23 protein-coding genes and 1 pseudogene are annotated in these 23,935 nt (G+C 69.5%); 13 read left to right on the top strand and 11 right to left on the bottom strand.

What is annotated here, in order from left to right:
- Nucleotides 1-3: 3 nt before the first annotated feature.
- On the bottom strand, nucleotides 4-1,593 hold the full coding sequence (locus KPL78_RS04340; RefSeq protein WP_255568553.1) for an ABC transporter substrate-binding protein: 1,590 nt from the start codon (nucleotides 1,591-1,593) through the stop codon (nucleotides 4-6).
- A gap of 115 nt (nucleotides 1,594-1,708) precedes the next feature.
- Between KPL78_RS04340 and KPL78_RS04335 the strand changes: the two genes are divergently transcribed.
- From KPL78_RS04335 to KPL78_RS04305, 7 genes are all read left to right on the top strand, one after another.
- On the top strand, nucleotides 1,709-2,743 hold the full coding sequence (locus tag KPL78_RS04335) for a histone deacetylase family protein (RefSeq protein ID WP_219761645.1): 1,035 nt from the start codon (nucleotides 1,709-1,711) through the stop codon (nucleotides 2,741-2,743).
- Nucleotides 2,740-3,756, top strand: coding sequence for a dipeptidase (locus KPL78_RS04330; protein ID WP_219761644.1), 1,017 nt, complete (start codon nucleotides 2,740-2,742; stop codon nucleotides 3,754-3,756). Before KPL78_RS04335 ends, KPL78_RS04330 begins: the two co-directional genes overlap by 4 nt.
- 52 nt (nucleotides 3,757-3,808) lie before the next feature.
- Entirely contained in the window at nucleotides 3,809-5,323 is a 1,515-nt protein-coding gene (locus tag KPL78_RS04325; protein WP_219761643.1) for a YifB family Mg chelatase-like AAA ATPase, read from the top strand.
- 460 nt (nucleotides 5,324-5,783) lie between these two features.
- A complete protein-coding gene (locus KPL78_RS04320) occupies nucleotides 5,784-7,520 on the top strand; it encodes an alkaline phosphatase (protein ID WP_219761642.1) in 1,737 nt (578 codons plus the stop codon).
- Nucleotides 7,521-7,527: 7 nt separating this feature from the next.
- Nucleotides 7,528-7,968, top strand: a complete 441-nt coding sequence (locus KPL78_RS04315; protein ID WP_219761641.1) for a hypothetical protein — start codon at nucleotides 7,528-7,530, stop codon at nucleotides 7,966-7,968.
- Nucleotides 7,955-8,650, top strand: a complete 696-nt coding sequence (locus KPL78_RS04310; protein WP_219761640.1) for an ABC transporter ATP-binding protein — start codon at nucleotides 7,955-7,957, stop codon at nucleotides 8,648-8,650. Before KPL78_RS04315 ends, KPL78_RS04310 begins: the two co-directional genes overlap by 14 nt.
- Nucleotides 8,647-9,852, top strand: a complete 1,206-nt coding sequence (locus KPL78_RS04305; RefSeq protein WP_219761639.1) for an FtsX-like permease family protein — start codon at nucleotides 8,647-8,649, stop codon at nucleotides 9,850-9,852. The genes KPL78_RS04310 and KPL78_RS04305 overlap by 4 nt, the downstream gene beginning before the upstream one ends.
- Nucleotides 9,853-9,906: 54 nt before the next feature.
- Here the strand turns inward: KPL78_RS04305 and KPL78_RS04300 are convergent, their stop codons facing one another.
- The 6 genes from KPL78_RS04300 to KPL78_RS04275 form a co-directional block, all read right to left on the bottom strand.
- Nucleotides 9,907-10,599: a carbonic anhydrase gene (locus tag KPL78_RS04300; RefSeq protein ID WP_219761638.1), complete on the bottom strand. Its 693-nt coding sequence runs from the start codon at nucleotides 10,597-10,599 to the stop codon at nucleotides 9,907-9,909.
- 291 nt (nucleotides 10,600-10,890) lie between these two features.
- Entirely contained in the window at nucleotides 10,891-11,496 is a 606-nt protein-coding gene (locus KPL78_RS04295; RefSeq protein WP_369412622.1) for an invasion associated locus B family protein, read from the bottom strand.
- Between the two features lie 295 nt (nucleotides 11,497-11,791).
- Nucleotides 11,792-13,240 carry a YncE family protein gene (locus KPL78_RS04290; RefSeq protein WP_219761637.1) on the bottom strand — a complete coding sequence of 483 codons (1,449 nt, stop codon included), beginning with the start codon at nucleotides 13,238-13,240 and terminating at the stop codon, nucleotides 11,792-11,794.
- Nucleotide 13,241: 1 nt separating this feature from the next.
- Nucleotides 13,242-13,667, bottom strand: a complete 426-nt coding sequence (locus tag KPL78_RS04285) for a DUF305 domain-containing protein (protein WP_219761636.1) — start codon at nucleotides 13,665-13,667, stop codon at nucleotides 13,242-13,244.
- A gap of 87 nt (nucleotides 13,668-13,754) precedes the next feature.
- Nucleotides 13,755-14,513, bottom strand: coding sequence for an anti-sigma factor family protein (locus KPL78_RS04280; RefSeq protein WP_219761635.1), 759 nt, complete (start codon nucleotides 14,511-14,513; stop codon nucleotides 13,755-13,757).
- The gene (locus KPL78_RS04275) at nucleotides 14,510-15,019 is read right to left on the bottom strand and encodes an RNA polymerase sigma factor (protein WP_219761634.1); all 510 of its coding nucleotides are present in this window, start codon (nucleotides 15,017-15,019) and stop codon (nucleotides 14,510-14,512) included. Before KPL78_RS04275 ends, KPL78_RS04280 begins: the two co-directional genes overlap by 4 nt.
- A gap of 388 nt (nucleotides 15,020-15,407) precedes the next feature.
- Between KPL78_RS04275 and KPL78_RS30735 the strand changes: the two genes are divergently transcribed.
- From KPL78_RS30735 to KPL78_RS04255, 4 genes are all read left to right on the top strand, one after another.
- Nucleotides 15,408-16,688: a tyrosine-type recombinase/integrase gene (locus tag KPL78_RS30735; protein WP_219761633.1), complete on the top strand. Its 1,281-nt coding sequence runs from the start codon at nucleotides 15,408-15,410 to the stop codon at nucleotides 16,686-16,688.
- On the top strand, nucleotides 16,685-17,386 hold the full coding sequence (locus KPL78_RS04265; RefSeq protein ID WP_219761632.1) for a hypothetical protein: 702 nt from the start codon (nucleotides 16,685-16,687) through the stop codon (nucleotides 17,384-17,386). The genes KPL78_RS30735 and KPL78_RS04265 overlap by 4 nt, the downstream gene beginning before the upstream one ends.
- 67 nt (nucleotides 17,387-17,453) lie before the next feature.
- Nucleotides 17,454-17,666: a helix-turn-helix domain-containing protein gene (locus KPL78_RS04260; protein ID WP_219761631.1), complete on the top strand. Its 213-nt coding sequence runs from the start codon at nucleotides 17,454-17,456 to the stop codon at nucleotides 17,664-17,666.
- A 140-nt stretch (nucleotides 17,667-17,806) separates the two neighbouring features.
- Nucleotides 17,807-19,387 (top strand): replication initiation protein, encoded by a 1,581-nt coding sequence (locus KPL78_RS04255; protein ID WP_219761630.1) that lies wholly within the window; start codon nucleotides 17,807-17,809, stop codon nucleotides 19,385-19,387.
- 170 nt (nucleotides 19,388-19,557) lie between these two features.
- Here the strand turns inward: KPL78_RS04255 and KPL78_RS30080 are convergent.
- A pseudogene (locus KPL78_RS30080) lies at nucleotides 19,558-19,842 on the bottom strand (BRO-N domain-containing protein); the annotation flags it as partial.
- Between the two features lie 99 nt (nucleotides 19,843-19,941).
- Between KPL78_RS30080 and KPL78_RS04250 the strand changes: the two are divergent.
- Nucleotides 19,942-20,550, top strand: coding sequence for a DUF4320 family protein (locus KPL78_RS04250; protein ID WP_219761629.1), 609 nt, complete (start codon nucleotides 19,942-19,944; stop codon nucleotides 20,548-20,550).
- 36 nt (nucleotides 20,551-20,586) lie between these two features.
- Here the strand turns inward: KPL78_RS04250 and KPL78_RS04245 are convergent, their stop codons facing one another.
- From KPL78_RS04245 to KPL78_RS04235, 3 genes are all read right to left on the bottom strand, one after another.
- The gene (locus KPL78_RS04245) at nucleotides 20,587-20,976 is read right to left on the bottom strand and encodes an antA/AntB antirepressor family protein (RefSeq protein ID WP_219761628.1); all 390 of its coding nucleotides are present in this window, start codon (nucleotides 20,974-20,976) and stop codon (nucleotides 20,587-20,589) included.
- Between the two features lie 232 nt (nucleotides 20,977-21,208).
- Nucleotides 21,209-23,344: a phage antirepressor N-terminal domain-containing protein gene (locus tag KPL78_RS04240; protein WP_219761627.1), complete on the bottom strand. Its 2,136-nt coding sequence runs from the start codon at nucleotides 23,342-23,344 to the stop codon at nucleotides 21,209-21,211.
- 41 nt (nucleotides 23,345-23,385) lie between these two features.
- Nucleotides 23,386-23,562, bottom strand: a complete 177-nt coding sequence (locus KPL78_RS04235) for a hypothetical protein (protein ID WP_219761626.1) — start codon at nucleotides 23,560-23,562, stop codon at nucleotides 23,386-23,388.
- 181 nt (nucleotides 23,563-23,743) lie between these two features.
- Between KPL78_RS04235 and KPL78_RS04230 the strand changes: the two genes are divergently transcribed.
- The gene (locus KPL78_RS04230) at nucleotides 23,744-23,932 is read left to right on the top strand and encodes a helix-turn-helix transcriptional regulator (RefSeq protein WP_219761625.1); all 189 of its coding nucleotides are present in this window, start codon (nucleotides 23,744-23,746) and stop codon (nucleotides 23,930-23,932) included.
- Nucleotides 23,933-23,935: the final 3 nt, after the last annotated feature.

The following is a 23,935-nucleotide window of genomic DNA, read 5'->3' as shown; positions in this document are numbered from 1 at the left end:
CCGTCAGCCGGCGATGAAGACGTCGTCGAAGGACTTGCTCACGCCGAGGCCGGTCGTGATCACGTCGCGCACCTTCTTGTCGTAGATGGTCGGGAAGGAGAGCTCCGTCAGCCAGATCTGCGGCACGTCCTCGACCAGGATCTTCTGCACCTCGCTGAAGGCGCGCTGGCGATCGGCCGCCGCGGCCGCTCCGCGCGCCTGCAGGAACAGCGCATCGACCTGCGGGTTGGAGTAGCCGCCGGTATTGGTGAAGGTCACCTTCTGGATGTTGGACGACACGTAGGTGCGCTCGACACCGAGCGTCGGGTCGCCGAACTGGTACACGAAGTTGATCGTCGTTTCGTATTCCCAGGCGCCGACGCGCCGCGCCCAGGACCCGGCATCCGTGCTTTCCATGTCGAAGGCGATGCCGATCTGGCGCATCGCCTGGCGGAGGTATTCCGACAGCCGCGTCCAGATCTCGCCATAGGGCAGCGGGATGTGCTTCAGGGTGAAGCGTGTCCCATCCGCCTTGCGCGGATAGCCTGCGGCGTCCAGCAGCGCATTGGCCTCCCGCACATTGAAGGCGGCGATCTTGGCATTGGCGTCGAAGAAGCGCGTGGTGGACGCCACCGGCCCCGTCGCCGGCTTGCCGACGCCGAACCATAGCCGGTTGACGATGAAGGCGCGGTCGATCGCCATCGACATCGCGCGGCGCACCCGCGCATCGTCCAGCGGCTTCACGCGGTGGTTCAGCTCGATCCAGGACAGCGGCGAGAAGTACTCCCACCCCTTGGTGTTGACCTCGAGGTTTGGCCGCTGGCGGAGCTGCGGAATGTCGAAGGGCTCGATGTCGGAGGCCTGGCTCAGCAGCACTTGCCCCGATTCCAGGGCCAGGCGCCGGCTCTGGCTGTCCGGAATGATGCGGTAGATGATGGTGTCGAGATAAGGCTGCCCCGGCTTCCAGTAGTCGTCGAAGCGGTCCATGCGCACGAAGTTGCCGCGCTGCCATTCGGTGAACTTGAAGGGTCCGGTCCCGATCGGGTGCTGCACCGCCGGCGCGGTGCGGTAGTCGCGCCCGTCGAACAGATGCTTTGGCACGATGGCCGCGGCCGTCGCGTCGAACATCAGCAGGAAGGGCTGGAAGGCCTGCTTCAGCACGATGCGGACGGTCAGCGGATCCTTCGCCTCGCAGGTCTCGATCAGGGTGAAGATGGCACGCGCCCGCGGCGAAAGCTCCGTGTGGAACTTCATGATGGAGAAGACGACATCGTCCGCCGTGAAGGCCTGGCCATCATGCCACTTCACGTTCTCCTGCAGGTTGAAGGTGTATTCCTTGCCGTCGTCGCTGATGGTCCAGGACTTGGCGAGCACCGGCAGCGGTTCGAGCGTCGGCGAGAACGTGATCAGCCCCTGGAACATCTTGGGCGCGGCCGCGAGGGTCGGGCCCTGCTGGTTCACCCCGATTTGCAGCACCGGCGGCTCCGGCGTCAGCATCATCTGCAGCGTGCCGCCGCGGCGCGGGGTGACGCCCTGGGCCAACGCTTCCGAAACGGTCATCAGCATGGGGGCGGAAGCGGCAGCAGCCATGAATCCGCGACGCGAGACGGCCATCGACGAAGTCTCCCTGATTGTGCAGGGAGGCTATCCCCCCGGCGATGCCATGGACAAGGTGCCCGCCACCGCCTGCGTGGACAAGCACGACGCCGCTGCCTAGCCTCGCGTCATCATGAAGACCTTCGCGCACCCCGATCAGGCAGGCCATACGCCGACCTTCTTCCTTCAGCGTGGCCAGGTCCGCCGCAACTACGAGATCCCCGCCCGCGCCGCGGCGCTGGAGGCGGCGCTGCACCGCATGGGCCTCGCTCCCGCGACGCCGCCGCCCTTGCCCGACGGCGCCATGCAAACGGTGCATGCACCGGACTACCTCGACTTCCTGGCCACCGCCGCGACGGAATGGGCGAAGCTGCCGGAACCGGGCCCCGAGGTCGTCGCCAACATCCATCCCGTGCCTGAGATGGTGGCCCAGGGTGGCCGGACGGGTGCCAGCATCATTGCGCGCACCGGCTGGTACACGGCCGACACGGCCTGCCCGATCGGCCCCGGGTCCTGGGCCGCGATCCAGGGCGCCGCCGCCTGCGCGCTGGCCGCCGCTGCCGAGACGGCACAGGGCCGCACCGCCTATGCGCTGTGCCGCCCACCCGGCCACCATGCCTATGCCGCACGCGCCGGCGGACATTGCTACGTGAACAACGCCGCCCTGGCGGCCCAGGCGCTGCGCGATGCGGGCGCGGCGCGGGTGGCGACGCTCGACATCGACAGCCATCACGGCAACGGCACCCAGGGCATCTTCTGGGAGCGCGGGGACGTGCTGACCATCTCCATCCATGGCGACCCGGACAACTACTATCCATGGTTCGTCGGCCGCACCGCCGAGCGCGGCGCCGGCGCGGGCGACGGGTGCAACATGAACCTCCCCCTCGCCTTCGGCACCGGCGACGAGGGCTGGCTCGACGCGCTGCGCTACGCCATGGCCGCGATCCGCGACTTCAAGCCCGATGCACTGGTCGTCCCGCTCGGCTTTGACGCGTCGGAACACGAACCGCTCGGCGCGCTGAAGGTCACCGAGGAGGGCTTCGCCCGCGCCGGCGCCATGATCGGCGGGCTGAAGATCCCGACCGCCATCACCCAGGAGGGCGGCTACAACGTCGAGAAGATCGGCGGGCTGCTCGAACGCTTCCTCACCGGTTGGACTTCCGCATGACCGACGCCGCCGCGATCCACGCCGCCACGCTGACCCTCGACACCCATATCGACATACGCTGGCCCGAACCGCCGGACGCCACCACGGAGACCGACCGACGGGTCGATTTCCCGAAGATGCTGCGCGGCGGGCTGAAGGCAGCGGTCTTCATCGCCTACACGCCGCAGGGGCGGCGCGATGCGGAAGGCTTGACCGCCGCCGCCACGCGCGCCGACGCCATGCTGCGCCACATCCGCACCCGCGCGAACGGCACGACGCGCCATTTCTGCACGACCGCGGCGGAGATGGAGGCGGCGCAGGCCGCCGGCGCGCTCTGCGTGCTCAGCGCCGTCGAGAACGGCAATGCGCTGGCGCGCGACCCGTCGCGCCTCGCGCTGTGGCGTGATCTCGGCGCGATCTATCTCACGCTGACCCATGACGGGCACAACGACCTGGCCGATGCCGCGCGTCCGAAGCCCGATCTCGGCGACGGCGTCGCCGAACATGGCGGCCTGTCGGAACTCGGCCGCGAGGTGGTGCGCGAACTGAACCGCCTCGGCATGCTGGTCGATGTCTCGCACAGCGCCAAGACCACCATGATGCAGGCGGCCGAGCTATCTCAGGTGCCGATCGTCGCGACGCATTCCTGCTGCAAGGCGCTGTGCGACCATCCGCGCAACCTCGATGACGAGCAGCTCGACATGCTGCGTGCGACCGGCGGGCTGGTGCAGATCACCGCGCTGGACGGCTTCCTCCGCCCCACCCCGCCGGGCGGCAAGTCGCCGGCGACGGTGAAGGACATGATCGACCATGTGGACTACGCCGTTTCCCGCATCGGCATCGACCATGTCGGCCTGTCCTCCGACTTCGATGGCGGCGGCGGCATCCCGGGCTGGGGGGATGCCTCGCAGACCATGAACGTGACGGCGGAACTCATCGCCCGCGGCTATGGCGCGCGGGAGATCGACCTGCTCTGGTCGGGGAACTTCCGGCGGCTGATGCGGATCGCGGCGAGCGCCGCCGAAGCCAGGTAATTCTCGTCTAGGTTGATTTTCATTCGGTGTGACGCCACCCTGGCGTCACATCATGACCATCGCCCGCATCGCCACCTTCGCCTTCGCCGGCATCGACCCGGTCCCGGTGGAGGTGCAGGTCCAGATCGCCCCCGGCCTGCCCGCCTTCATCCTGGTCGGCCTGCCCGACAAGGCCGTGGCCGAAAGCCGCGAGCGCGTCCGCGCCGCGCTGACGGGTCTCGGCCTGTCCTTGCCGCCCAAGCGCGTGCTGGTGAACCTCGCCCCCGCCGACATCCTGAAGGAGGGTTCGCATTTCGACCTGCCCATCGCGCTCGCCTTGCTCTCGGCGATGGAGATCATCCCGAAGGAAGACGCGGCAGGGTACGCGGCACTTGGCGAGCTTTCCCTCGATGGCGGCATCAACCCGGTGGCCGGCGTACTGCCCGCGGCGCTGGGCGCCTCGGCCCGTGACCTCGGCCTGATCTGCCCCGCCGCGCAGGGCGGCGAGGCGGCCTGGGCCGGGCAGATCGAGGTCCTCGCCGCACCCGATATCCTCTCCCTGCTCAACCACTTCCGCGGCATCCAGCTTCTGTCGCCGCCCGCCCCGCCGAAGCTCGACGCGCCGCCCCGCGCCGCACCCTGCCTGTCCGAGGTGAAGGGCCAGGAGAGCGCAAAGCGCGCGCTCGAAATCGCCGCCGCGGGATCGCACAACCTGCTGATGATCGGCCCGCCCGGCGCCGGCAAATCCATGCTGGCCGCCCGCCTGCCCGGCCTTCTGCCGGACCTGTCGCCGGCCGAGGCACTCGAAGTCTCCCTCGTCCATTCCATCGCCGGGATGCTGGAAGGTGGTCGCCTGGTCATGCGTCCGCCCTTCCGCGACCCGCATCACTCGGCATCCATGCCGGCCCTGATCGGCGGGGGCCATCGTGCGCGTCCTGGCGAGATCAGCCTCGCCCATCGCGGCGTGCTCTTCCTCGACGAATGGCCGGAATTCCCGCGCCCGGCGCTGGAGGCGCTCCGCCAGCCAATGGAGACCGGCCGCACCACCATCAGCCGCGCCCAGGCCCACGTCACCTACCCCGCGCGCTTCCAATGCATCGCCGCGATGAACCCGTGCCGCTGCGGCTATCTCGGCGAGGCCGGACGCGAATGCGGTCGCGCCCCGCGCTGCGGCGAGGACTACCAGAACCGCCTCTCGGGCCCGCTGCTGGACCGCATGGACCTGACCATCGAGGTCACGCCCATCCCGCCCGCCGAGCTGAACCGCGCCCCCGCCGGCGAGGCCAGCACCACCGTCGCCGCCCGCGTCCAGGCCGCGCGCGACGCGCAGCGAGCCCGCTGGGGCGGGACCGGCCCGCGCAACAATGCCGAGGCCGAGATCGGCCAGCTCATGCCCCTGCTGGAACCCGAGGCCGAAGCCCTGGTCGAGACCGCGGCGACGCGGCTGCGCCTGTCCTCGCGCGCGCATGTCCGGGCGCTGCGGGTCGCCCGGACCGTCGCGGACCTCGCCGACAGCAAGACGGTCCGCCGTGCCCATGTGGCGGAGGCGCTGGCCTTCCGGCACCGCATGCCAGGCCGGCGGGGCTGATCGCGAAAGGCGTCGTCGGACGCTTCGCACCGCCCGGCAGAGGCCGAAAGGCCATCCTGAGCCCCCCAAGGAATTGGAGGGGTGCCGCACCCTCAAACCACCCCGGCACGTTGCCAATCACCTCGCCATGCAACGTGATTGGGAGCCCGCATCGGCCGAAGGGCCTCTGCAAACCTCGCCCTGGCACCAGCCCCGGCAGGCAGAATGGGCGCCGAAGCCCGCTCTTGCGCACCAAGCGCCTTTGGGGGCCAGCGCATCCGTTCGGGCTCAACACCAGAAGACTGCGGTCCAGGATGCCCAGCATCCTGGCGGGGTGGTGCGGAGGGGCAGAGCCCCTCCGATCGCGACCGCGGCGCATCGCTCCAGCCTCCCCCTCAGCCCGCCATGAAATTTTTCAGACAGCCGCCCAGCCTTGGCCTCACCCCCTATGGTCCGCGCGCATCTGCACTGGAGCCACCGCATGCGCCGCAGCCTTCTCACCGCGCTCAGCGTCACCGCCCTATTCGCCGCCCAGGCGGCGGTCGCGCAGACCATCTACCCCGTCGACCGCGCTGAGATCCTCGCCGGCGCCCGTTTCGACCTGAAGGTCGAGTTCCCGGGCCTCGTCGCCCGCGACCGCGCGAGCGTGACGGTCAATGGCCGCCCGATCGCCGAGGTCTTCGGCCGCGAGGCGGAGTTCATCGAGCGCGAGGACGGCCAGCCCGCCAGCTCCATCATGCTGCGCGATGCGACCCTGCCGGCGCCGGGCGTCTATACGATCACCGCGACGGATGGCGAACACACGGCAAGCGTCGGCTGGCAGGTCTATGGCGGTGGCCAGCGCCAGGCGCGCAACGTCATCCTCTTCGTCGGCGACGGCATGACGGTCGCGAACGTGACCGCCGCGCGCATCCTGTCCCGCGGGATCCGCGAGGGCCGCTACAATGGCCGCCTGACGATCGACGACTTCCCCCAGATGGCGACGGTCGGCACCTCGGGTGTGGACAGCATCGCGACCGACAGCGCCAATTCAGCCGCCGCCTACAACACCGGGCACAAGTCGGGCGTCAATGCGCTCAACGTCTATCCGAGCCGAGCCCGCGATACCCTCGGCCATCCACGCGTCGAGACGCTCGCCGCCTATGTCCAGCGCACCCGCGGCATGTCGGTCGGCGTGGTGACCAACACCGAGATCCAGGACGCCACCCCGGCCGCGGTCTTCGCCCATACCCGCCGCCGTTCGGACTACATCCCGATCACCGACCAGATGCTCGCCTCGGGCGTCGACGTGCTCCTCGGCGGCGGCTCGGCCGCCTTCCTGCCGCGTGGCGTCCCCGGTTCCCGCCGGCAGGATGAGCGCAACATGATCGACGCCTTCCGTCAGCAGGGCTACACCTTCGCCGAGGACGCCGGCAGCCTGGCCGAGGCCGCGGCGCAGTCCGGCACGCGCCGCCTGCTCGGGCTCTTCACCCTTGGCAACATGGATGGCGCGCTCGACCGCTTCTACCTGCATCGCGGCACGGTCAGCCGCTTCCCGAACCAGCCCGACCTCACCGAGCAGGTGCGCGCCGCGCTGCAGGTACTGGAGCGCAACCCGGCCGGCTTCTACCTGATGGTCGAGAGCGGCGAGATCGACAAGAACAACCACCCGCTCGACTGGGAGCGTTCGGTCTACGAGACCATCATGCTCGACAATGCGGTTCGCGTGGCCCAGGACTGGGCGCGTGACCGCAACGACACCATGATCGTCGTCGTCCCCGACCACACCCACGGCATGGCCATCGTCGGCACGGTCGACGACAACCGTCCGGGCGAGCAGGGTCGCGACCATGTAGGCGTCTATCAGGATGCCGGCTTCCCGAACTACCCGCCGGCCGATGCCCGCGGCTATCCGCCGAGCGTCGACGTCTCCCGCCGCCTCGCGGTGTTCTACGCGGCCTTCCCGGACTACTGCGAGACCTTCCGCCCGAGCCTCGACGGGCAACGCGTCCCGTCGGTCCGCCAGGGCAACGTCTACGTGGCGAACGAGGCCTTCTGCAACCAGCCCGGCGCCCAGCGCCGCGAGGGAAACCTGCCCCGCACCGCGGATAGCGGCGTGCATGCGGTCGACGACGCCATCCTCCGCGCCTGGGGCCCGGGCAGCGAGCGCTTCCGCGGCTTCGTGGACAACACCTACGTCTTCCGCGGCATGGCGGAGGCCCTCGGGCTTGGCCAGTAAGGCCATCATGACCGACCGGCGCGCCCTGCTCGGCGCGCCGGCTGCCCTGCTGCTTCCGGCGGCCGCGCGGGCCGCGGCGCCGGAACGGCTGGGCTTCGACGAGCTCTACGGCACCTGGTCGGTGACCGGGCTGCGCTTCACCGACAAGGTCAAGCGGCTGGCCGGCGAGACGGTGACGATGCGCGGCTACATGGCCCCGCCCCTGACCGCCGAGGCGATCTTCTTCGTGCTGACCAACGAGCCGATGTCGATCTGCCCCTTCTGTTCCTCCGACGCCGAATGGCCGCCGGACATCGTGGTGGTCTATCTGCGCCGCCGGGCGCTGCCGCTCGACCCGTCGCACCGCATCGACGTGACCGGCCGGCTCGAGACCGGATCCTGGACCGACCCGGAGAGCGGCTTCGTCAGCCAGCTCCGCCTGCGGGACGCTGCCTTTGCCCGAGGCTGACCCCGCCGGGGCGCTGGCCCTGCGCGACCTGTCCATCGGCGTGCCGGACCGGGCCAGCGGATGGCGGACCCTGCTGGATGTCGCCGCACTCGACCTGCCCGCCGGCGCGAGCCTGGGCATCGAGGGCGCTTCGGGTGCCGGCAAGACTACGCTGCTGCATGTGCTGGCCGGCATCGCGGCGCCGCGCTCGGGCCGCCTCGCCTGGGGGACCGTGGAACTGTCCACCCTGCCCCCACGGGCGCGCGACGCCTGGCGGCGGCGCCATGTCGGCATGGTGTTCCAGGATTTCCATCTCGTGGATGGGCTCGGCGCGACGGCGAATGTGCTGCTGCCCGTCAGCTTCGAGCACCTGCGGCCGGATGCGACGCAGCGCGAGGCCGCCGCTGCGCTGCTGGCGCGCCTCGGCGTGCCCGGCGCGGCGGGGGATGTCGCGGCGCTCAGCCGTGGGGAGCGGCAGCGCGTCGCCCTCGCCCGCGCCCTGCTGTTCCGCCCGCCTGTGCTGATCGCCGATGAGCCGACCGCCAGCCTCGACCCGGCGGCGGCGGCGCTGGTCGGCGACCTGCTGGTCGGCCTCGCCGCCGAGACCGGCGCGACGCTGCTGGTCGCGACGCATGACCGGGGACTGCTCGGCCGGTTGCAGCGACGGCTGCGCATCGAGGACGGGAGCCTGGTGCCCGCATGATGAATCCCTGGCCCGTCGCCGGCGCGGCGCTGCGGCGCCGGCCCTGGACCTCGGCCGCACTCGCACTGCTGGTGGCGCTGGCCGTGGCCCTCGGTGTCGCGGTCGGCGCGGTGGAACGCGGCGTGCGCCGCGGGTCAATCGGCGCCGTGGTCGGCTTCGACCTGGTGGTGGGCGCGGCGGGCAGCCCGACTCAGCTCGTGCTCTCCTCCGTCTTCCTGCGGCCGGAGGCCATTCCGCTGATGCCGGGCACGCGGTTGCAGGAATTGCTTGCGGCGCCGGGGGTCCGCTGGGCCTCGCCGATCGGTTTCGGCGATTCCTGGCGCGGCTATCCGGTCGTCGGCGTGACTGCGGATTTCGTGACGCGCGGGGGCCGGCGCGCCCCGGCCTCGGGCCGAATCTTCGCCGCACCCTTCGAGGCGGTGGTGGGTTCAGCCGTGCCTCTCAAGGACGGCGAAGAATTCGAGCCCGGCCACGGCCACACCGAACAGGACGAAGCCCCGCACGGCCATGAGGGCAGCGACTACACCGTGGTCGGCCGCCTGCCGCCCCAGGGCACGGCCTGGGACCGCGCCATCCTGGTGCCGATCGAAAGCGTGTGGGAATTGCACGGTCTCGGCATGGGCCATGGCGGCGACGAAACCCGCATCGGCCCGCCCTGGGTCGAGCCGCCCGGCGTGCCGGCGGTGGCGGTGACGCCGGTCTCGATCGCCGATGCCTATCGCCTGCGCGGCCAGTTCCGCAGCGGGGCGAGCACGGCGGTCTTCCCGGCCGAGGTTTTGGTGCCGCTGCTGCGCGCCCTGGGCGATGTGCGCGGGCTGCTGGCGGGCATGGCCTGGGGCGGCTTTGCCCTGGTGCTGGCCGCGGTGTTCCTGGCGCTGTCGGCGAATTTCCTGGCGCGGCGGCGGGATTTCGCGGTGCTGCGGGCGATCGGCGCGCCGCCCGGCTACGTCGCCGGGGCGGCCTGGCTGGAGGCCGGGACCATCCTGGGCCTCGGCGTCACCGCCGGCCTGCCGCTGGGCTGGCTGATGGCGGCGGGGGCCGGGATGCTGGCAGGCGGTGCGCTGGATCTGCAGGTAGCCGCGCAGCCGGATTGGGAGGATGCCCTGGCGCCGGTGGCGGCGCTGGCGGTGGGGCTGGTGGCGGCCGCCCTGCCCGCGCTCGCCATGGGCCGGCGGCCGGTCGAGGCGGACCTTCGGCGATAGGCGGCGGCCGCGCCCGTCACGTAACGCGACATCCGCGCGCGTGCCGGGCGGATGTCACAGAAGCTCCACCTTGCCGCTCGCGATCTCATAGACCGCGGCGACCGACCGGATCCGCCCGGAAGCATGGAAGCCCGAGAGGATCGGCGCCGCCGTTGCTGCCTTGCCCGCATTGCGCCGCGCGTTCTCGGCGATCGCCGCGGCCAGCAGATCGTTCGGCCGGCCGGGCATGACGTCATAGACGGCCGGGCGGATCGCGTTCACCAGATTCGGCAGGTGTCCGGGCGGCAGCGCATTGTCGCGAATGGAGTCGATGGTGGCGCCGACCGCGCCGCAGGAAGCGTGCCCGAGCACCATGATCGCGCTGATGCCGAGCACGGCCGCGCCGTATTCCAGCGTTGCGAGCGCGTCGTCGTTGATGAAGTTGCCGGCGACCCGGATGACGAAGAGATCGCCGGGCCCCTGATCGAAGATCAACTCCGGCACCACCCGGGAATCGGAACAGGCGACGATGGCCGCGAAGGGTCGCTGGCCGGCCGCCCGGACCGCGCGGCCAGCGGCGTGGTCCGCAGGGCGCAGAGTATTGGCGACATAGCGTGCATTACCCTCGATCAGGCGCCGAATCGCGTCATCGGGCGAGCCCGCTTGGCCGGCGAACGGTTGCGCGGTGATCCCGGATCGGGGCAGCGCAACTATGGACAGCGCGACACCCCCCATGGCGAAGAGGCCGCGCCGACGCATGGCGCCCATCGAGCATGCCTGACACATGGGACCCTCATCCTCGGTTGGTCGCCCGGTGATGCCGGATCGTGCCGGTATTCAGGTTGCCGATCCGCTAAGCCGCTCCGACCAGCCGCGATGCGGTCACCCGGGTCGCATGTCGCGACCCGCGGCTATCCGGGGCCAGCACAATCGTTCGGGGTGCGCGGTGATGAATCGCGCTGCCTTCAAGCCACGCCTGTCATCGCATGCGAGGCTGCCGGGGCGGGGAAGCGGGACCACACCGCCTCCGGCATCGCGGTCACGTCCCGGGGCGGAGACTCAGCGCCGCCCCCGCCGGGGCGGGCATTCGCGGGTGATGGCGTTGTAAGCCGCGGTGAAGCCCCGCAGGCTGAAGGTATCGGTCACGGTACCGCTGCGGCCCGCACGACGGGGGCCCCGCGCGATCGCCTCGCTGCCACGGCGGAATGCCGCCACGGCGGCCTGACTGTCGCGCGCAAAAGCGGCGGTCCCGTCCGCCTGGAACGGCAATGCCTCCCGGCCCACCGAGACGGTCACCCGCGCATTGCGCGGATAGATGTAGCCGGCCGCCAGCGCGACTTCGTTGCGGGTGCGCCCACGGTGCGTGACCATCAGCATGACATCGGTCCGCGCATGGCTCATGCGGGACGCGCGCGTGAAGGCGTAGCAGAGCTTCTGCCCCTGTTCCTGATGCACGGCCGCAGTCCATTGGCCAAATTCGCCAAGGCGTCTCGGCGAGTTCTGCGCCACCGCGGGAACGACGAAGAGGGCGGCGAGAGCGGAGATCAGAAGAACGCGCTGCATGACCGATTGATACGGGTCGTATCCCGTGCCCGCAACCTTTGCGTCCGACTTTCGGGATACTCGTGCCGGAGCGCCTTGTGTCAGCGTCGTGACCACAGACACCGCGGGGCGCATCCGGCCGACTGGACTCGGGGCGTCTCCACGGCAGGGAAATACCATGGATGCGTCTGGCATGCCGGCATCCGAAATCCGCCTCACCGCCGGAGCCCGGCCAATGGCGAGGCCCCTGGACCGGCACATCTCGCGCCCGCTCGGCGTGGGCACGGATGCGGGGAGGCATATCGCTCCGCGGCGTCTCCGCCTTCCGCCTGCACCGGCGCGCCATCCGGCGGGATGGCGCCCCGCGCAGGCATCGCCGCCGCATCCCCCCCCCCGCGGCGGCGGTGCGTCGGATGGCTCAGGGCCGCTGCACCTGCAGCGGTGCGCCGTGTTGGGCAGCCGTGCCGGGGACGATGACCAGATAGCGGCGCTGATCCCCCTGCCCCGCCTGCACGATCTGCCGGATCGGCCCCAGCGCATTGACGATGGCCGAACCCGCCGGATTGGTCATGAAGGCCGAGATAGGCTCCAGCGCGCCGCTGCCATCAGCGCGTGGGGCAAGGGCCAACACGTAGGGCTTGCGCGGCTCGAGCCCGGTGACCGAGGCCTGCAACACCTGGATCAGCCCCTGGTCGAACAGCGTGACGCTGGTCGGCCCGGTGCCGCCGGCCTGCGCACCATGTGGCGCGAGGCTGAGATGGGCCGCCTGCCCCGCGACGCCAAGCGGCTGGAGCCTTTGCGTGCCGTCGCCCTCCGGCACCGCATCCGGCACGTAGGCGACGGCCTGCGGCGCCTGGCCGATTGGCACGGTCGCGAGGACGCGGTTGGTCAGCGTGTCGATCACCGCCATGCCGGCGGCATTCTCGAGCCCGACATAGACGCGCGTGCCATCGCCGGACGGCCACAGCCCGTGCGGCAGGGCGCCGACCGGGATGGTGGCAACGCGGGAGAAATTGTCGGTGCGATAGACCTGCACCTCATTGCGGCCGCCGATCGTGATGTAGGCAAAGCTGCCATGGGCGTTGCGCACGATGTTGACGTGGTTGGTGATCGGGCCGGTGTCCATCCGGTGCAGCACGTTGAAGGGCGGCCGTGCGTTGAACACCATGACGCGGCCGATATCCTTCAGCGTCAGCCAGACCTGCGTGCCGTCCGGGTTCGCCGCGATGTTCGGGCAGAAGGGGCTGTCCTGCGGCACCCGGCCGACGATCTCGTGGCTGGCGACGCCGATGACCACGGTCTCGGGATTGAAGCTGGAGCAGACATAGCCGTACTGGCCGTCGGGCGAGAAGATCGTCATGCCCGGCCCCGCCGGCACGGTGATGCGGCGCGTCTCCTCGAAGGTCGTGGCGTCGATCACCGAAATGTAGTTCTCGCCGCGCACCGTCACCCAGACCTCCTTGCCGTCCGGCGTGTAGAAGGCCTCGTGCGGGGAGCGACCGACATAGGTCACGTGCCGCACCGCATTCGTCGCCGTGTCGAGGAAGGTCACGGAATTCGACCCGATCGACACCACGGCGAGGGTACGGTGATCGGGCGAGAAGCCCATGCCATGCACCAGGAGCTGGCCGCGATAGAGCGGGCTGAGATTGCCCGGCGCCGGATCGCCCAGGCGGATCACGCCGAGCAACCGGTTGTCGGCCGGGTCGATGACCGAGACGGTGTTGGAGAATTGCTCGGCGGCATAGACCCGGTCGCGATGGCTGATCACGATGTCCGGTGCGTCGGCGGCGACCGGCGCCTGGCCGGCGAAGGCCGGCATGGCGGTGGAGGCAAGCAGCAGCGCGAGGCGAAGCGTGCGGGTCATGTCAGCGACTTCCATGGTGATGATGGGCAGAGGCAGGTGCGGCAGTCTGGTCGGGCGCCGGCGCGGCGGCGGGCAGCGGATCGCCGAGCGCGAGGCGCATCGCGACGATCTCCTGCTGCTGCTCGACGATGATCTCCTGCGCGATGCGGCGGATCTGCTGGTTCCTGCCGTAGCGCAGCACGGCCTGCGCCATGTCGATCGCGCCCTGGTGGTGCGGGATCATCATCTCGACGAAGTCGCGATCGATGTCGCCGGTAGGGTGCACCGCCATCGCCGCCATCATGCGGTCCATGGCCTCCTCGTTCTCGGCGAGGAAGGCGGCTTCGGGGGCGACGGGCGCGTCAGCGGCCCGCGCGGCGCGGGTGCCGAGCAAGGCGGCGGCGAGAAGCAGGGCCGAGGATCGGCGCGAAACAGGCAAGGGTTGCATCGGATCTCCGCGAGTGAAAGGTCGGGAACCGATGACGGAGGCTCGGCGGCCGGTGCCTATTCCCGGCCGAGCGGAAGAATTGTCGGATCAGCTCCCGACGCGCAGCACCCGAGCGATCTCGGCGGCGCGGTCGTCGTCCGCTGGCGCGACGACGGCGAAGCGATAGCCGTGGCGCGACCAGTAGCGGGCGAGCAGCCCGCCATCGCGCCGTTCCTCGATGGTCTCGGTCGCGAAGGGCGGGCCCGGCCGCATGTAGAAGGCAATGCGCCGGCCGTCCTCATCCTCGAAGAGCACCATGGCGGCCGGGCCGTCCTCGGTCGCCAGCAGTCGCCCGCCGAGCAGGCGCACGCCATAGGCGGTGAGGTCCGGCACGCGCGCGCCGCCGCGGTCGAGATGCCGGGCGAGCCAGGTCTGCATCGCATCCGTGCCGGTGGCGCGCACCTCGACGGCCTGGCTGCCGGCGGTGGCGAAGACGCGATAGGCGCTGACCGCATCGGCCATGGGCGGGTTCGCCGCGGCGAACATCCGCTCGCGCGCCGTCCAGCCGAGACCGCCGCCGAGGCCCGCGACCAGCAGCAGCGCCGCGGCAGTGGCCAGGCGGCGCTGCCGCCGCACCCGCATGCCCTGGCGCAACGCCGCCGGATCAAGCCGCGGATTGAGCGGCAGCAGCAACGGCCCGGCCGCGGCGGCGCGCAGCCGCTCGGCATCGCGCTTCCAGTCGGCGACCGTCGCCGCCCAGCCGCCATCGCGCGCGAGGAAGGCCTCGACGCGCGCCTGCGCCTCGGCATCCAGCCGCCCGTCGACATAGGCGTGCAGCGTCTCCTCATCGGGGATCAGCGCGCTCATGGCACGGCCCTCAGGGTCTTCGGCGTCTCCTCGCCGTCGATGGCGCGGTGCAGGGCGGCGCGGGCCCGCGACAGGCGCGACATGACGGTGCCGATGGGCAGGTCCAGCGCCTCGGCCGCTTCTTTGTAACTGAGGCCCTCGACACTGACGAGCAGCAGCAGGGCGCGCTGTTCGGTCGGCAGGGTGTCGATGGCAGCAAGGCCCACGCGGGCGAGCGCGCCTTCCTCCACCGAAGGCGCATGCCGCTCCATGCCGGTGAAGAGCTCTACCAGGCGGGAGAAGCGGCGGGCGCGGCGCTGTTCGGCAGTGAACTGCCGGTAGAGGATGGCGAAGACCCAGGCGCGCAGGCTGCCTTCGCCGCGCCAGGAGGCCCAATGCGACAGGACGCGCTCCAGGGCCGCCTGCACCAGGTCGTCGGCGGCGGCGGAATCTCGCGTGAGGCTGAGCGCGAAGCGGCGCAGATGCGGCAGCAGGGCGCGTATCGCGTCATCTCCGATGCGGCCCATCGCCTCCGCCTGCCCCATGTCGCCTGCCTTCGCCCGACCCTCGTGCCGGAGAATGGAGGCCCGGACAGCGCAGCTATTCCCGATGCACTCGAAAAAAAGTCGGGCCGAAGGATGCGGGGGATCAGTCCGCCGGGCCGATACGGCGTCGCGCGGCTTGCTGCGCGAGGACATCACAATGCGCGGGCAAGATGGCGGAGGGGATGTCCGCCATACCATCATTCGCCAATGATCGGTCAGAGCGCTTGCGGCGCAAGAATGCCTCGGAAAAGGCCACGTTCCAAGGAGCCTTCGTCCACTCTCGCTCGCTTCCGTTCGCCGCCGTTCGGGCCTACGTTGTGGGAACGGATGTGGGACTGGATTCCAGGCCCCACCATGGCGGAGATGTCGGGTGCCGAAGCGGGCAGCGGGGCTTTCAGCGGCCCAGGTGGCGAAGGAGAAGCGGCCTGGTCGCTATAGTGACGGCGGAGGGCTGCAGCTCTACGTGAAGCCCTCCGGCGCGGCCCTTTGGATCATGCGCTACAGCGTCAGCGGGGTTCGGCGCGACATGGGTCTAGGTCCCGCGCGCGGTGCCGGCGCCCTATCGCTGGCCGACGCCCGCACGCGGGCCGGAGCCCTCCGCGGCCTGATCACTCAGGGGATCGACCCCCTCCTGAAGCGCGAAGCGGATGCCGCAGCCGCCGAGGCAGAGGCGCAGGTACAGGCCGCCCGGAACCGGACCTTCAAGGAAGTGGTGGACCTTTACCTGGCAGCCCAGGAAGCCGGCTGGCGCAACGCAAAGCATCGGGCCCAATGGAAAATGACGCTGACCGAATATGCCGGCCCGCATATGGGCGATGTGACGGTCGGCGACGTCGGAACCGAACACGTCACCGCAGCGCTCACCCCCTTGTGGAGCTCGAAGCCGGAAACCGCGTCGCGTCTTCGCGGGCGCATCGAGGCGGTGCTGGACTTTGCCGCCGTGCGCGGTTGGCGCGACGGCTCGTCCGCCAATCCGGCGCGGTGGCGCGGACACCTGGACAAGGTGTTCCCGCGCCGCTCGAAGGTGCGGGCCGTGAAGCACCACGCCGCCTTGCCGTGGCAGGAGTTGGGCGCCTTCATGAAGCGGCTGAGATCGCGTGAAGGGGTTTCGGCTCGGGCCCTGGAATTCGCAATCCTGACCGCCGCCCGCTCCGGCGAGGTCATGGGCGCGACCTGGGGCGAGATGGACCGGAACGCTGGCGTCTGGACCATTCCAGCTTCGCGCATGAAGGCGTCGAAGGAACACAGGGTTCCGCTCACCGAAGCTGCGGCCGCCATCCTTCGCGACATGGCCAACCTTCGTTCCAGCGATGCCGCTGATTCTCTGGTGTTTCCCGGCGCAAAACAGGGCTCCCGCTTGAGCGTGATGGCCCTTGAAATGGTCCTTCGCAGGATGAAGATCGACGCTACCGTGCACGGCTTCCGCTCGTCGTTCCGGGATTGGGCCGGCGAGGCGACGGCCCACCCTCGCGAGGTGATCGAGCATGCGTTGGCGCACCAGCTCAAGGACAAGGCGGAGGCGGCATATCAGCGCGGCGACCTGTTCGTGAAGCGGCGGCGTCTGATGGAGGATTGGGCCAGCTTCTGCGACAAGGCTCCGGCATCTCTTTTCCCGCTACCTCTTTCGTCGGTCGAGGAGCGGCAGGCGTGAAGATTCCGGCGCCGACGCGTGAGTTCCACATCGCCGCACCCGGCACCGGCCCGGTGCCCCTATGGATCGCCCGCATCGAGTTTGCCGAGGACGCGGCCCTGGCCGAACGTGTCGTGCATCTCGGCGTCCGGGATCGCCACGCCGGTACGGACGGCCCCCTGGTTCCGCTCTCGACGAAGGAGCACGAAGAACTCGAAGCTGGCGAACAGGCACTTCGCACCTTCCTCCTCACCCGGTTGCGCAACGGCAGGCTGGTCGCCCGCGGCATTCCGGCCGGCAGCATCGAGACCGTCGCGCTTCCAACCGAGGCATGGGCGGACGCCATAGTCGACTGGTGGAACAGCGCGATCGACATTCACGGCACAGAGGTACGCGGCATCTTGGTCGGCGCATCGGGGGATGCGCGTGTGGCCGCGCCGGTGAAGCCCGACACGTCCCCATCGCGCCGCCCGCGGGGGCGAAGCTTCAGGGCACTCGACGCACCGTTCGCCGAGCTGGGCGCCCGTATGGTTCTGGAGGGCAAGGCGACAGGCCCGATGGACGCGGCGCTGGCTCTGTCGGATCGCTTGGCCGGCAAGAAAGAAGGCACGACGAGAGCCAAGCGACTGGCTCCGCTTATCCGCAAATGCCTCGCCGACATTGAACGCGACGCCGGTCAGAGTGGTCAGACTAATCGTCACTCTGACCACTCCGACTAAGACTGACCATCAGCCGAACTCGTATGCCTCGCACATCGCCGAACAGCGGCGGATTGCGAGGATGCAGATGAGCTTCGAGACCCCAGACAAGTTCCAGCCGGCCAGCGCCCTCGGCTTCCGCGTCAACGACGCATGCCGGCTCGGCGGCTTCGGCCGGACCACCTGCTACGCCCTGCTGAAGACCGGCGCGCTGCGGAAGGTGAAAGTCGCGGGCCGCACCCTGATCGAGGGCGACAGCCTGCGCTCCCTGATGAAGACCGGCACGGCGAACGCGGCCTAGCCAAAAAAAGGAACGCCCGGCGCCTTTGGGGGGCGCCGAGCGAAGGGAACCCAACAGCGACTCAACACCGCTGATACTATACCGAGTGGATAACCTTCGCAATCCCCCCCTAGGTGTTGTGGCGATGCCGGCTATCGGTGTTGTCAGCCCTCCCCTCCTCCTTCGAGCCTGCTGCGGCGTGCGCCAGCTTCCCGGCGAAGTGCAGCGTCGGCCGCTGGCATCGCCGCCGGCCCGACCTCCTTGCTGCGGCTCTAGATCAGGTCCGCCGCACCACTCCGGTCGCCTCTGACATCGCCGAGGCGATTCTGCCGCGCGTGCCGCGTCGCGTGTTGGCGTCGCAGAACCTGCGAACAGCCACCACCGCCCCCTTCTCCTCCGTTCTGCCGCTGGACGAGGCCGCGATCTGCCCGTGGGTGTCGCTCGACTCTGAGACGCACCGGAACGTCCTCGCCTTCGACATCGACCACACCGAGGCGCTGGAGCTGGTCGAGGAACTGCCGGCGCACGTTCGGCCTTGGCTGGCGATCGACCCGTACAGCGGCCGCGCACACGCCTTCATCTTCCTCGCCACGCCCGTGCTTGTCTCACGGAAGGGCAGCGATGAGCCACGGATCAGCTTCAAGGCGTGCCGCCTAGCTGAGGTGGCGCAAGCCATCATGACCGCCGCCCTCCGCGCCACGCCTCTCCGGCATCGGGCTCTGCTGAAAAATCCGCTGGGAAAGGTGGACGCGCTCCTCGGCCAACAGCTCCGCCGCGCGCCCCAGCCGACCATGCCGGCGATGTGGGATGCTTGGCGGGCCGCTGGGACCGGGCTGGTGTGGCACACCGTCCCGGGCGCCAGCCCGGTCGAGCTCGGCGCCATCATCGCCGCCCTGGCGGATGACTACGGCGAGGCCGTGGCCGAGGCGCCGATGCGCAACCGCGTCCGCAGGCGCCGGGGAGAGCCTTCCGCCACGGGCCGAAATTGCAGCCTGTTCGACCAAGTCCGGTGGTTTGCCTATGACCACCAGGAGCGCGACGGCGGCGCCATCCTAGCCGAAGCGATGCGCGTCAACAGCACCTTCGCCGAGCCCCTGCCGGCGTCCGAGGTAGCCGCAACGGCGCGGTCGATCGCGAAGTTCATGCACTCCAGGTATCGCCCACGCAGCGGCATCAGCAGTCCACGCGGGCGGGATCGGGCGGCATGCGCCGGCCTGGCGTTGGAGGAGGAGCGGCAAGCTGTCGCCGGCCGAACCACGGCCGCCGCCCGAGCCGCCGAGACGAACACGAAGATCGCCGCCGCTGTGGAAGGCATCCGCCTCGCCGGCGAGCGCGTCACGCAGGCCGCAGTCGCGGCGGCCGCGTGCGTTTCGTTGCGAACCGTTAAGCGGCGGTGGGCGGCGATCAGCACCCCGTCAGGGAAGGTGCCAAACGCTGTTGTGTCAGATAGTGGCACCGCCTCCGCAGCTCATCTGATTGGGAAAGAAGTACCGGCGGCGCTCGATGGCATCGAGACTGCGCGGACCCTGAAGGACGGTGGTCTCACGCAGAAGGCACCCCCGCCGAAATCGACAAGGCACCGAAAGGCAGACGACGGGCGGCAGCGCACCCTACTCCTGCCGTTGCCGGGCAAGGACTCGACAAGCGGCCTGCCGGCCGGAATCGGACGGCAGGCCCAAGGGCCTCCCGTGCAGCAACCACGGCGTGAGGGGTCGCTATTCCGGCCTCGACGGGCCGCCTGAGTCCCAAGCGCGATAGCTGCGACGGCCGGAGCCTGGGCCGCGAGCTGCGCCTTCTGCCGCGCGACCGTCGCCTGCAGGACGGTCAGGGAACGCGCCGCCAGTTCCTCCGGCGTCTCCTGCGGCCGCGCCAGCATGTAGCCGCCATCCTTGCGGATCGACGGCAGCACCTCGCCCGTCACCCACTTGCGGAAGCGGTGCGGGGTCGATCCGGCCTTCGTCGCGTCGCGCGAGCGGAGGACGATCGTGTAGAGGCCGCCCTCCGAAACCTGGAGCAAGTCCTGCGGTCCACCAGGGGTCGGGATTGAACCCCGCCCCTTCTCGTCCGCGTCCAGCTTCTCGACGGCGTCGCTCACGTCCTTGATGCCGAGCGACCGGCACACATCCGCCGCAACGAACCACGGCGCGCCGTCACGCATGACGACGCGCACCTCGGCGCCCTCGAAGACGAAGGGCATCACCGCAAAGGGACCTCTCGGCGCGGTCCGGCAGCGTGGACTGGTAGATAGTCTCAGGCCACCATCGCATCGCGCGCACACGGAGACTGGTACGCAACTATGCCGGAAGAGAACGCCTTTCCGATTTTGGAGATTGCAAAGCTCGTCGGGTCCGGGCTGATCGCGGCGACCATTACGCAAATCCTAGCTTGGGTGCGCGAGGTTCGGCGCGATCGCGCGATGAGCGAACGGGATGCCCGATACCTTGCGCTTAGAGTCGCGATAGTCCTAGAGCGCTTCGCGATCGACTGCGCGGACTCTCTTTACGCGCTGGATATGCATGAAGCATCCAGCGGCGCAGCTGGGACTCTTCCTCTCCGCCTCCCTGAGCTCGGAGACTATCCCACGGACGCGGACTGGAAGGCGGTTAGCGGCGCTTTAGCCCATCGCGCCTTGACGTTGCGAAATGAGCTTCTGGTGGCCTCGAGGACCGTATCGGGCAGTTGGGAGTTTTTGGACGCTGACGATGTGGCACAAGAATGCTGCGAACAGACTGGCAGGCTCGGATACCGCGCCTGGACGCTCGCGGCAGGACTACGCGAGAAATACGGGCTTCCACCGCTCGATACGGCGGACATTGGCTATGATTTCGTGGAGACGCTTCAAAAAATGCATGAGAAAGTGATCGAGGCTCGGCGTAAAGAGCGCGAAGCTGTCGGGAAGCTGTAGCGGACAGCGCCGCGCCTCTCAGCCCTTCTCGTTATTCTAGACCATGGCCAGCTCCTTCGCCATGTCGAGGGTCAGATAGTATTCCTTGGCCTTCTGGGGGCGCGCTTTTGAGCTTCCCGAGTTTGGGAGGCGCAAATCCTCAGTGATGATGTAGTCCACGCCATCGGCGAACCCGTATGTCTCGATCCGCTCCTCGACCCATGTGGTGAAACGCTTCCCCACCTCCAGGTAGGTATGCAGCTTGGTCGCCGCGATGGTCTCGACCGGGCCCTCGCCGATGCGGTGCGGTTGCACCGGCAGGAGGCGCGCGATCGCGCGGACATCACCGCAGGCCGGAAGACGCCGCGCTGAAACCGGCCTTCTACAAGGCTTCCGCGAAGACCTGCTGCTTACCGATGTGCGTAAGCAATGCTTGAGCAGATGCATAAGCATTGCTTGAGCAGCGCCACATGCAGGTTGAGCGCGCATCGGTCGATCGGCTATCAGGTGCCCGCCGCGAGCGGATACCGCCTTCGGGCGATGGCAACCGGGCAGGCTTCGGCCGGCCGTGACCAGATGGCGCAGCAATCGGAAGTTCCGTAGCCCCCACTTCGCCCACCGCGGGGTGTGGGGGGGCACCTCACCCGCGGTGCGACCTAAGTTGAACCTGTGGTCGCACTCAAGTTGAACCACCACGACATGCACCTCGCGCAAACCCTGCATGGAGCTGGTCCACGCGCGCCACGGCCATGCGGCGCGCCTCCTCGGCATCGCGGATCGCGCCCTCCGCCGCCAGCACCGCGCGGGCCATCAGCTCCTCGCGCGTCATCTCGCCCGTCGCCACCTTCTCCTGGCCGGCGATGTAGCCCCCGTTCTTGCGGACGGACGGCAGCACCTCGCCGGCGACCCACCGCTGGAACCGCTCGGCCGCCGGCTTATCCGAGCGCATCACCAGCCGATACATGCCGGCCTCGTTGATGACGGTCGGCATGGCGCCGCCACCGCCTAAGCCTTTGAAATTGGCACCCTCAGTCTGGCTTAGGGTGCCCTTCTCATCCTCATGAAGGCCCTTCGCCGCCATGCTCGGGTTGGACAGACCGAGCACCCGGCAGATGTCGGCGAGGATGAACCACGCATCGCCACCCCGGCTGACGACGCGGACCTCGGCGCCCTCGAAGACGAAGGGCATCGCCGCCGGCGCCGCCACCGCGACGGGATGGACCACCTCGGCGATCGGCGGCTCCTTCGCCCGGATTTCGGACGAAGGCTCGACGCTCGGCGGCACTGCGCCCGTCACCAGCGGCACCAGCCCGGCGGCCAGGCCCTCCGCCCAGGCCAAGCCGCGCGCCGCCTCGATCGCCGCGAGGCCGCGCGACGTGGCCTCGAGGAGCTTCATCATCGGCGCGATCTTCACGTCGATGATCGCCGCCGTCTGGCGCCCAAGGTCGGCCTCGGTGACGCGCCGCTGCGGCTCGCCGGTCGCCTGGCCGAAGAAGTGGGCGAACAGCGTGTCGGCACACTCCTCCTGATAGACGATGATCGCCTCGCGCGTGGCGAGGTCGGCGATGCGCTTGGTCGAGACGGTGGCGAGCCAGAAGTTCAGGCGCGTGAGCTGGAGTGCGACCCCATCCTGATCGCCCCCGGCCGAAGGGATGGCAATAACTGCCATACCCTTCGCCAGCACAGGATTCTCCTTGAGTTTCTTGAGCTGCGCGCTCCAATCCAAGCCCATCCCCTCCACGATCGGCTTCATCGCGACCATGGTGGTTTCGGGGGTGTCGCCGCGGCGCGCGACCAGCGTGGCGCCATGGAACGAGATTTCGGCCAGGGCGTTCTCAGGCTTGCTCATCGTGCCTTCCTTCGGGGCGGTGCTGGGATCATGGGGGATCGGGTCCGAGCTGGCCTCCGCGCCCTGCATCGGGTGGCGCCGCGCGAAGCTCGAGAGCTGGTTGCCGATCAGCAGCGTCGCCCCCTTCCCCCGCTTGGTGATCCCTTCCCGCTCGGCGAACCAGATCGCCGGCTTGTGGGTCAGCGTCACCTCCGTCTCGGCGCTGCGGTGCAGGCCGGGCATCGACGCCTCGATCGCCGCGAGGCCGCGCGACGTGGCCTCGAGGAGCTTCATCATCGGCGCGATCTTCTTCTCCACGATGGCCGCGACCTGGCGCCCGGGGTCCTTGCCCTTCGCCGGCGGCAGCGCGGACAGGTCGCCCTCCGCCGCCGCCTTCAACCGCCGCTCGCAGTCGATGAAGTAGCGCCGCGCATCGCGCCCCTTCTCGTTGTTCTGGACCATGGCGAGTTCTTTCGCCATGTCGAGGGTGAGGTGCCATTCGAGCGCGTTCTGGCCGCCCCACTCGCTCCCCGTTTTGGGGGAGCGAGATTCCTTCACGAAATCAACGCCTTCCGTGAAGGAGTATTTCGCGATGCGCCCCTTGATCCAGGTGGGGCAGTCGCGCCCCGCCCCCAGGAAGGCGTGCAGCTTTGTCGCCGCGATGGTCTCGACCGGGCCCTCGCCGATGCGGTGCGGCTGCACCGGCAACAGGCGCGCGATCGCGTTCTCGTTGTCGTCCATGCTCCCCTCCTTCGGGGCGGTGCTGGGATCGTAGGGAATCAGGGCGAAGCCGGCCCCGGGGGCCGGGTTCAGGCGGTGCTCGCGCGACGTGAGAAGCGGCACCTCAACGTCGCGGCCGTTCATCAGCGCGCGCAGCTCGTATCGGCGCTGGCGGATGCATCCCTGGACCGCGTTCGGGCCCTTCGCCGCAACATCGGCCGGGACCAGGTCGCGCGCCCGCGCATGCTCCGGCAGGTTCCACAGCAACGGCGTCTTGCGCCGCGCCTTCTGCTTCGGGGCTGGCCCGATCAGGAAGGACAGCCAGCGGTAGAGCGTCCAGCCGATGCGCCACGCCCAACGAAGCGCTCGACCACCTCGGCCCGGCAGATCGCCTCGGCGCCCTCGCGCTCGACCATCGTGCGGGTATGCGTCGCCACCTCATGGAACAGGGCGCGATGGCTCGCGTGCATCTTGGGCCATGGCATGGGCTGCAACACGCCGCCCTAATGGACGGCGGAGACGCCAGCGCCAGCCCAGCAGCGCGGCGCACTATCGCGGATGGCTTACGTCATTCTGTCTGGAGATCACGCGGAACAACCTGATGTCTCCCGCGATGTCGTGACGCTGAACTGAGCTGGTCAGCAACGCCAGCCAGCGGAGACAGTCATGGCGACCGACACCGACGATATCCCGATCAACGAGGCCGACGCGGCGAAGCTCGCGGGCATCGCATATCCCACCCTCGCGCGCTTCCGCCGTGAAGGGAGTGGCCCGCGCTGCATCCGCATCGGCCGCCTCGTCCGCTACATGCCCGCCGATGTCCGGGCCTGGCGCAACGCGCAGCGGGAGGGCTGAAGC

This window comes from Roseomonas alba, from assembly GCF_019430885.1.
Lineage (GTDB): Bacteria > Pseudomonadota > Alphaproteobacteria > Acetobacterales > Acetobacteraceae > Neoroseomonas > Neoroseomonas alba.
This window is presented reverse-complemented; position numbering and strand designations above follow the sequence as displayed.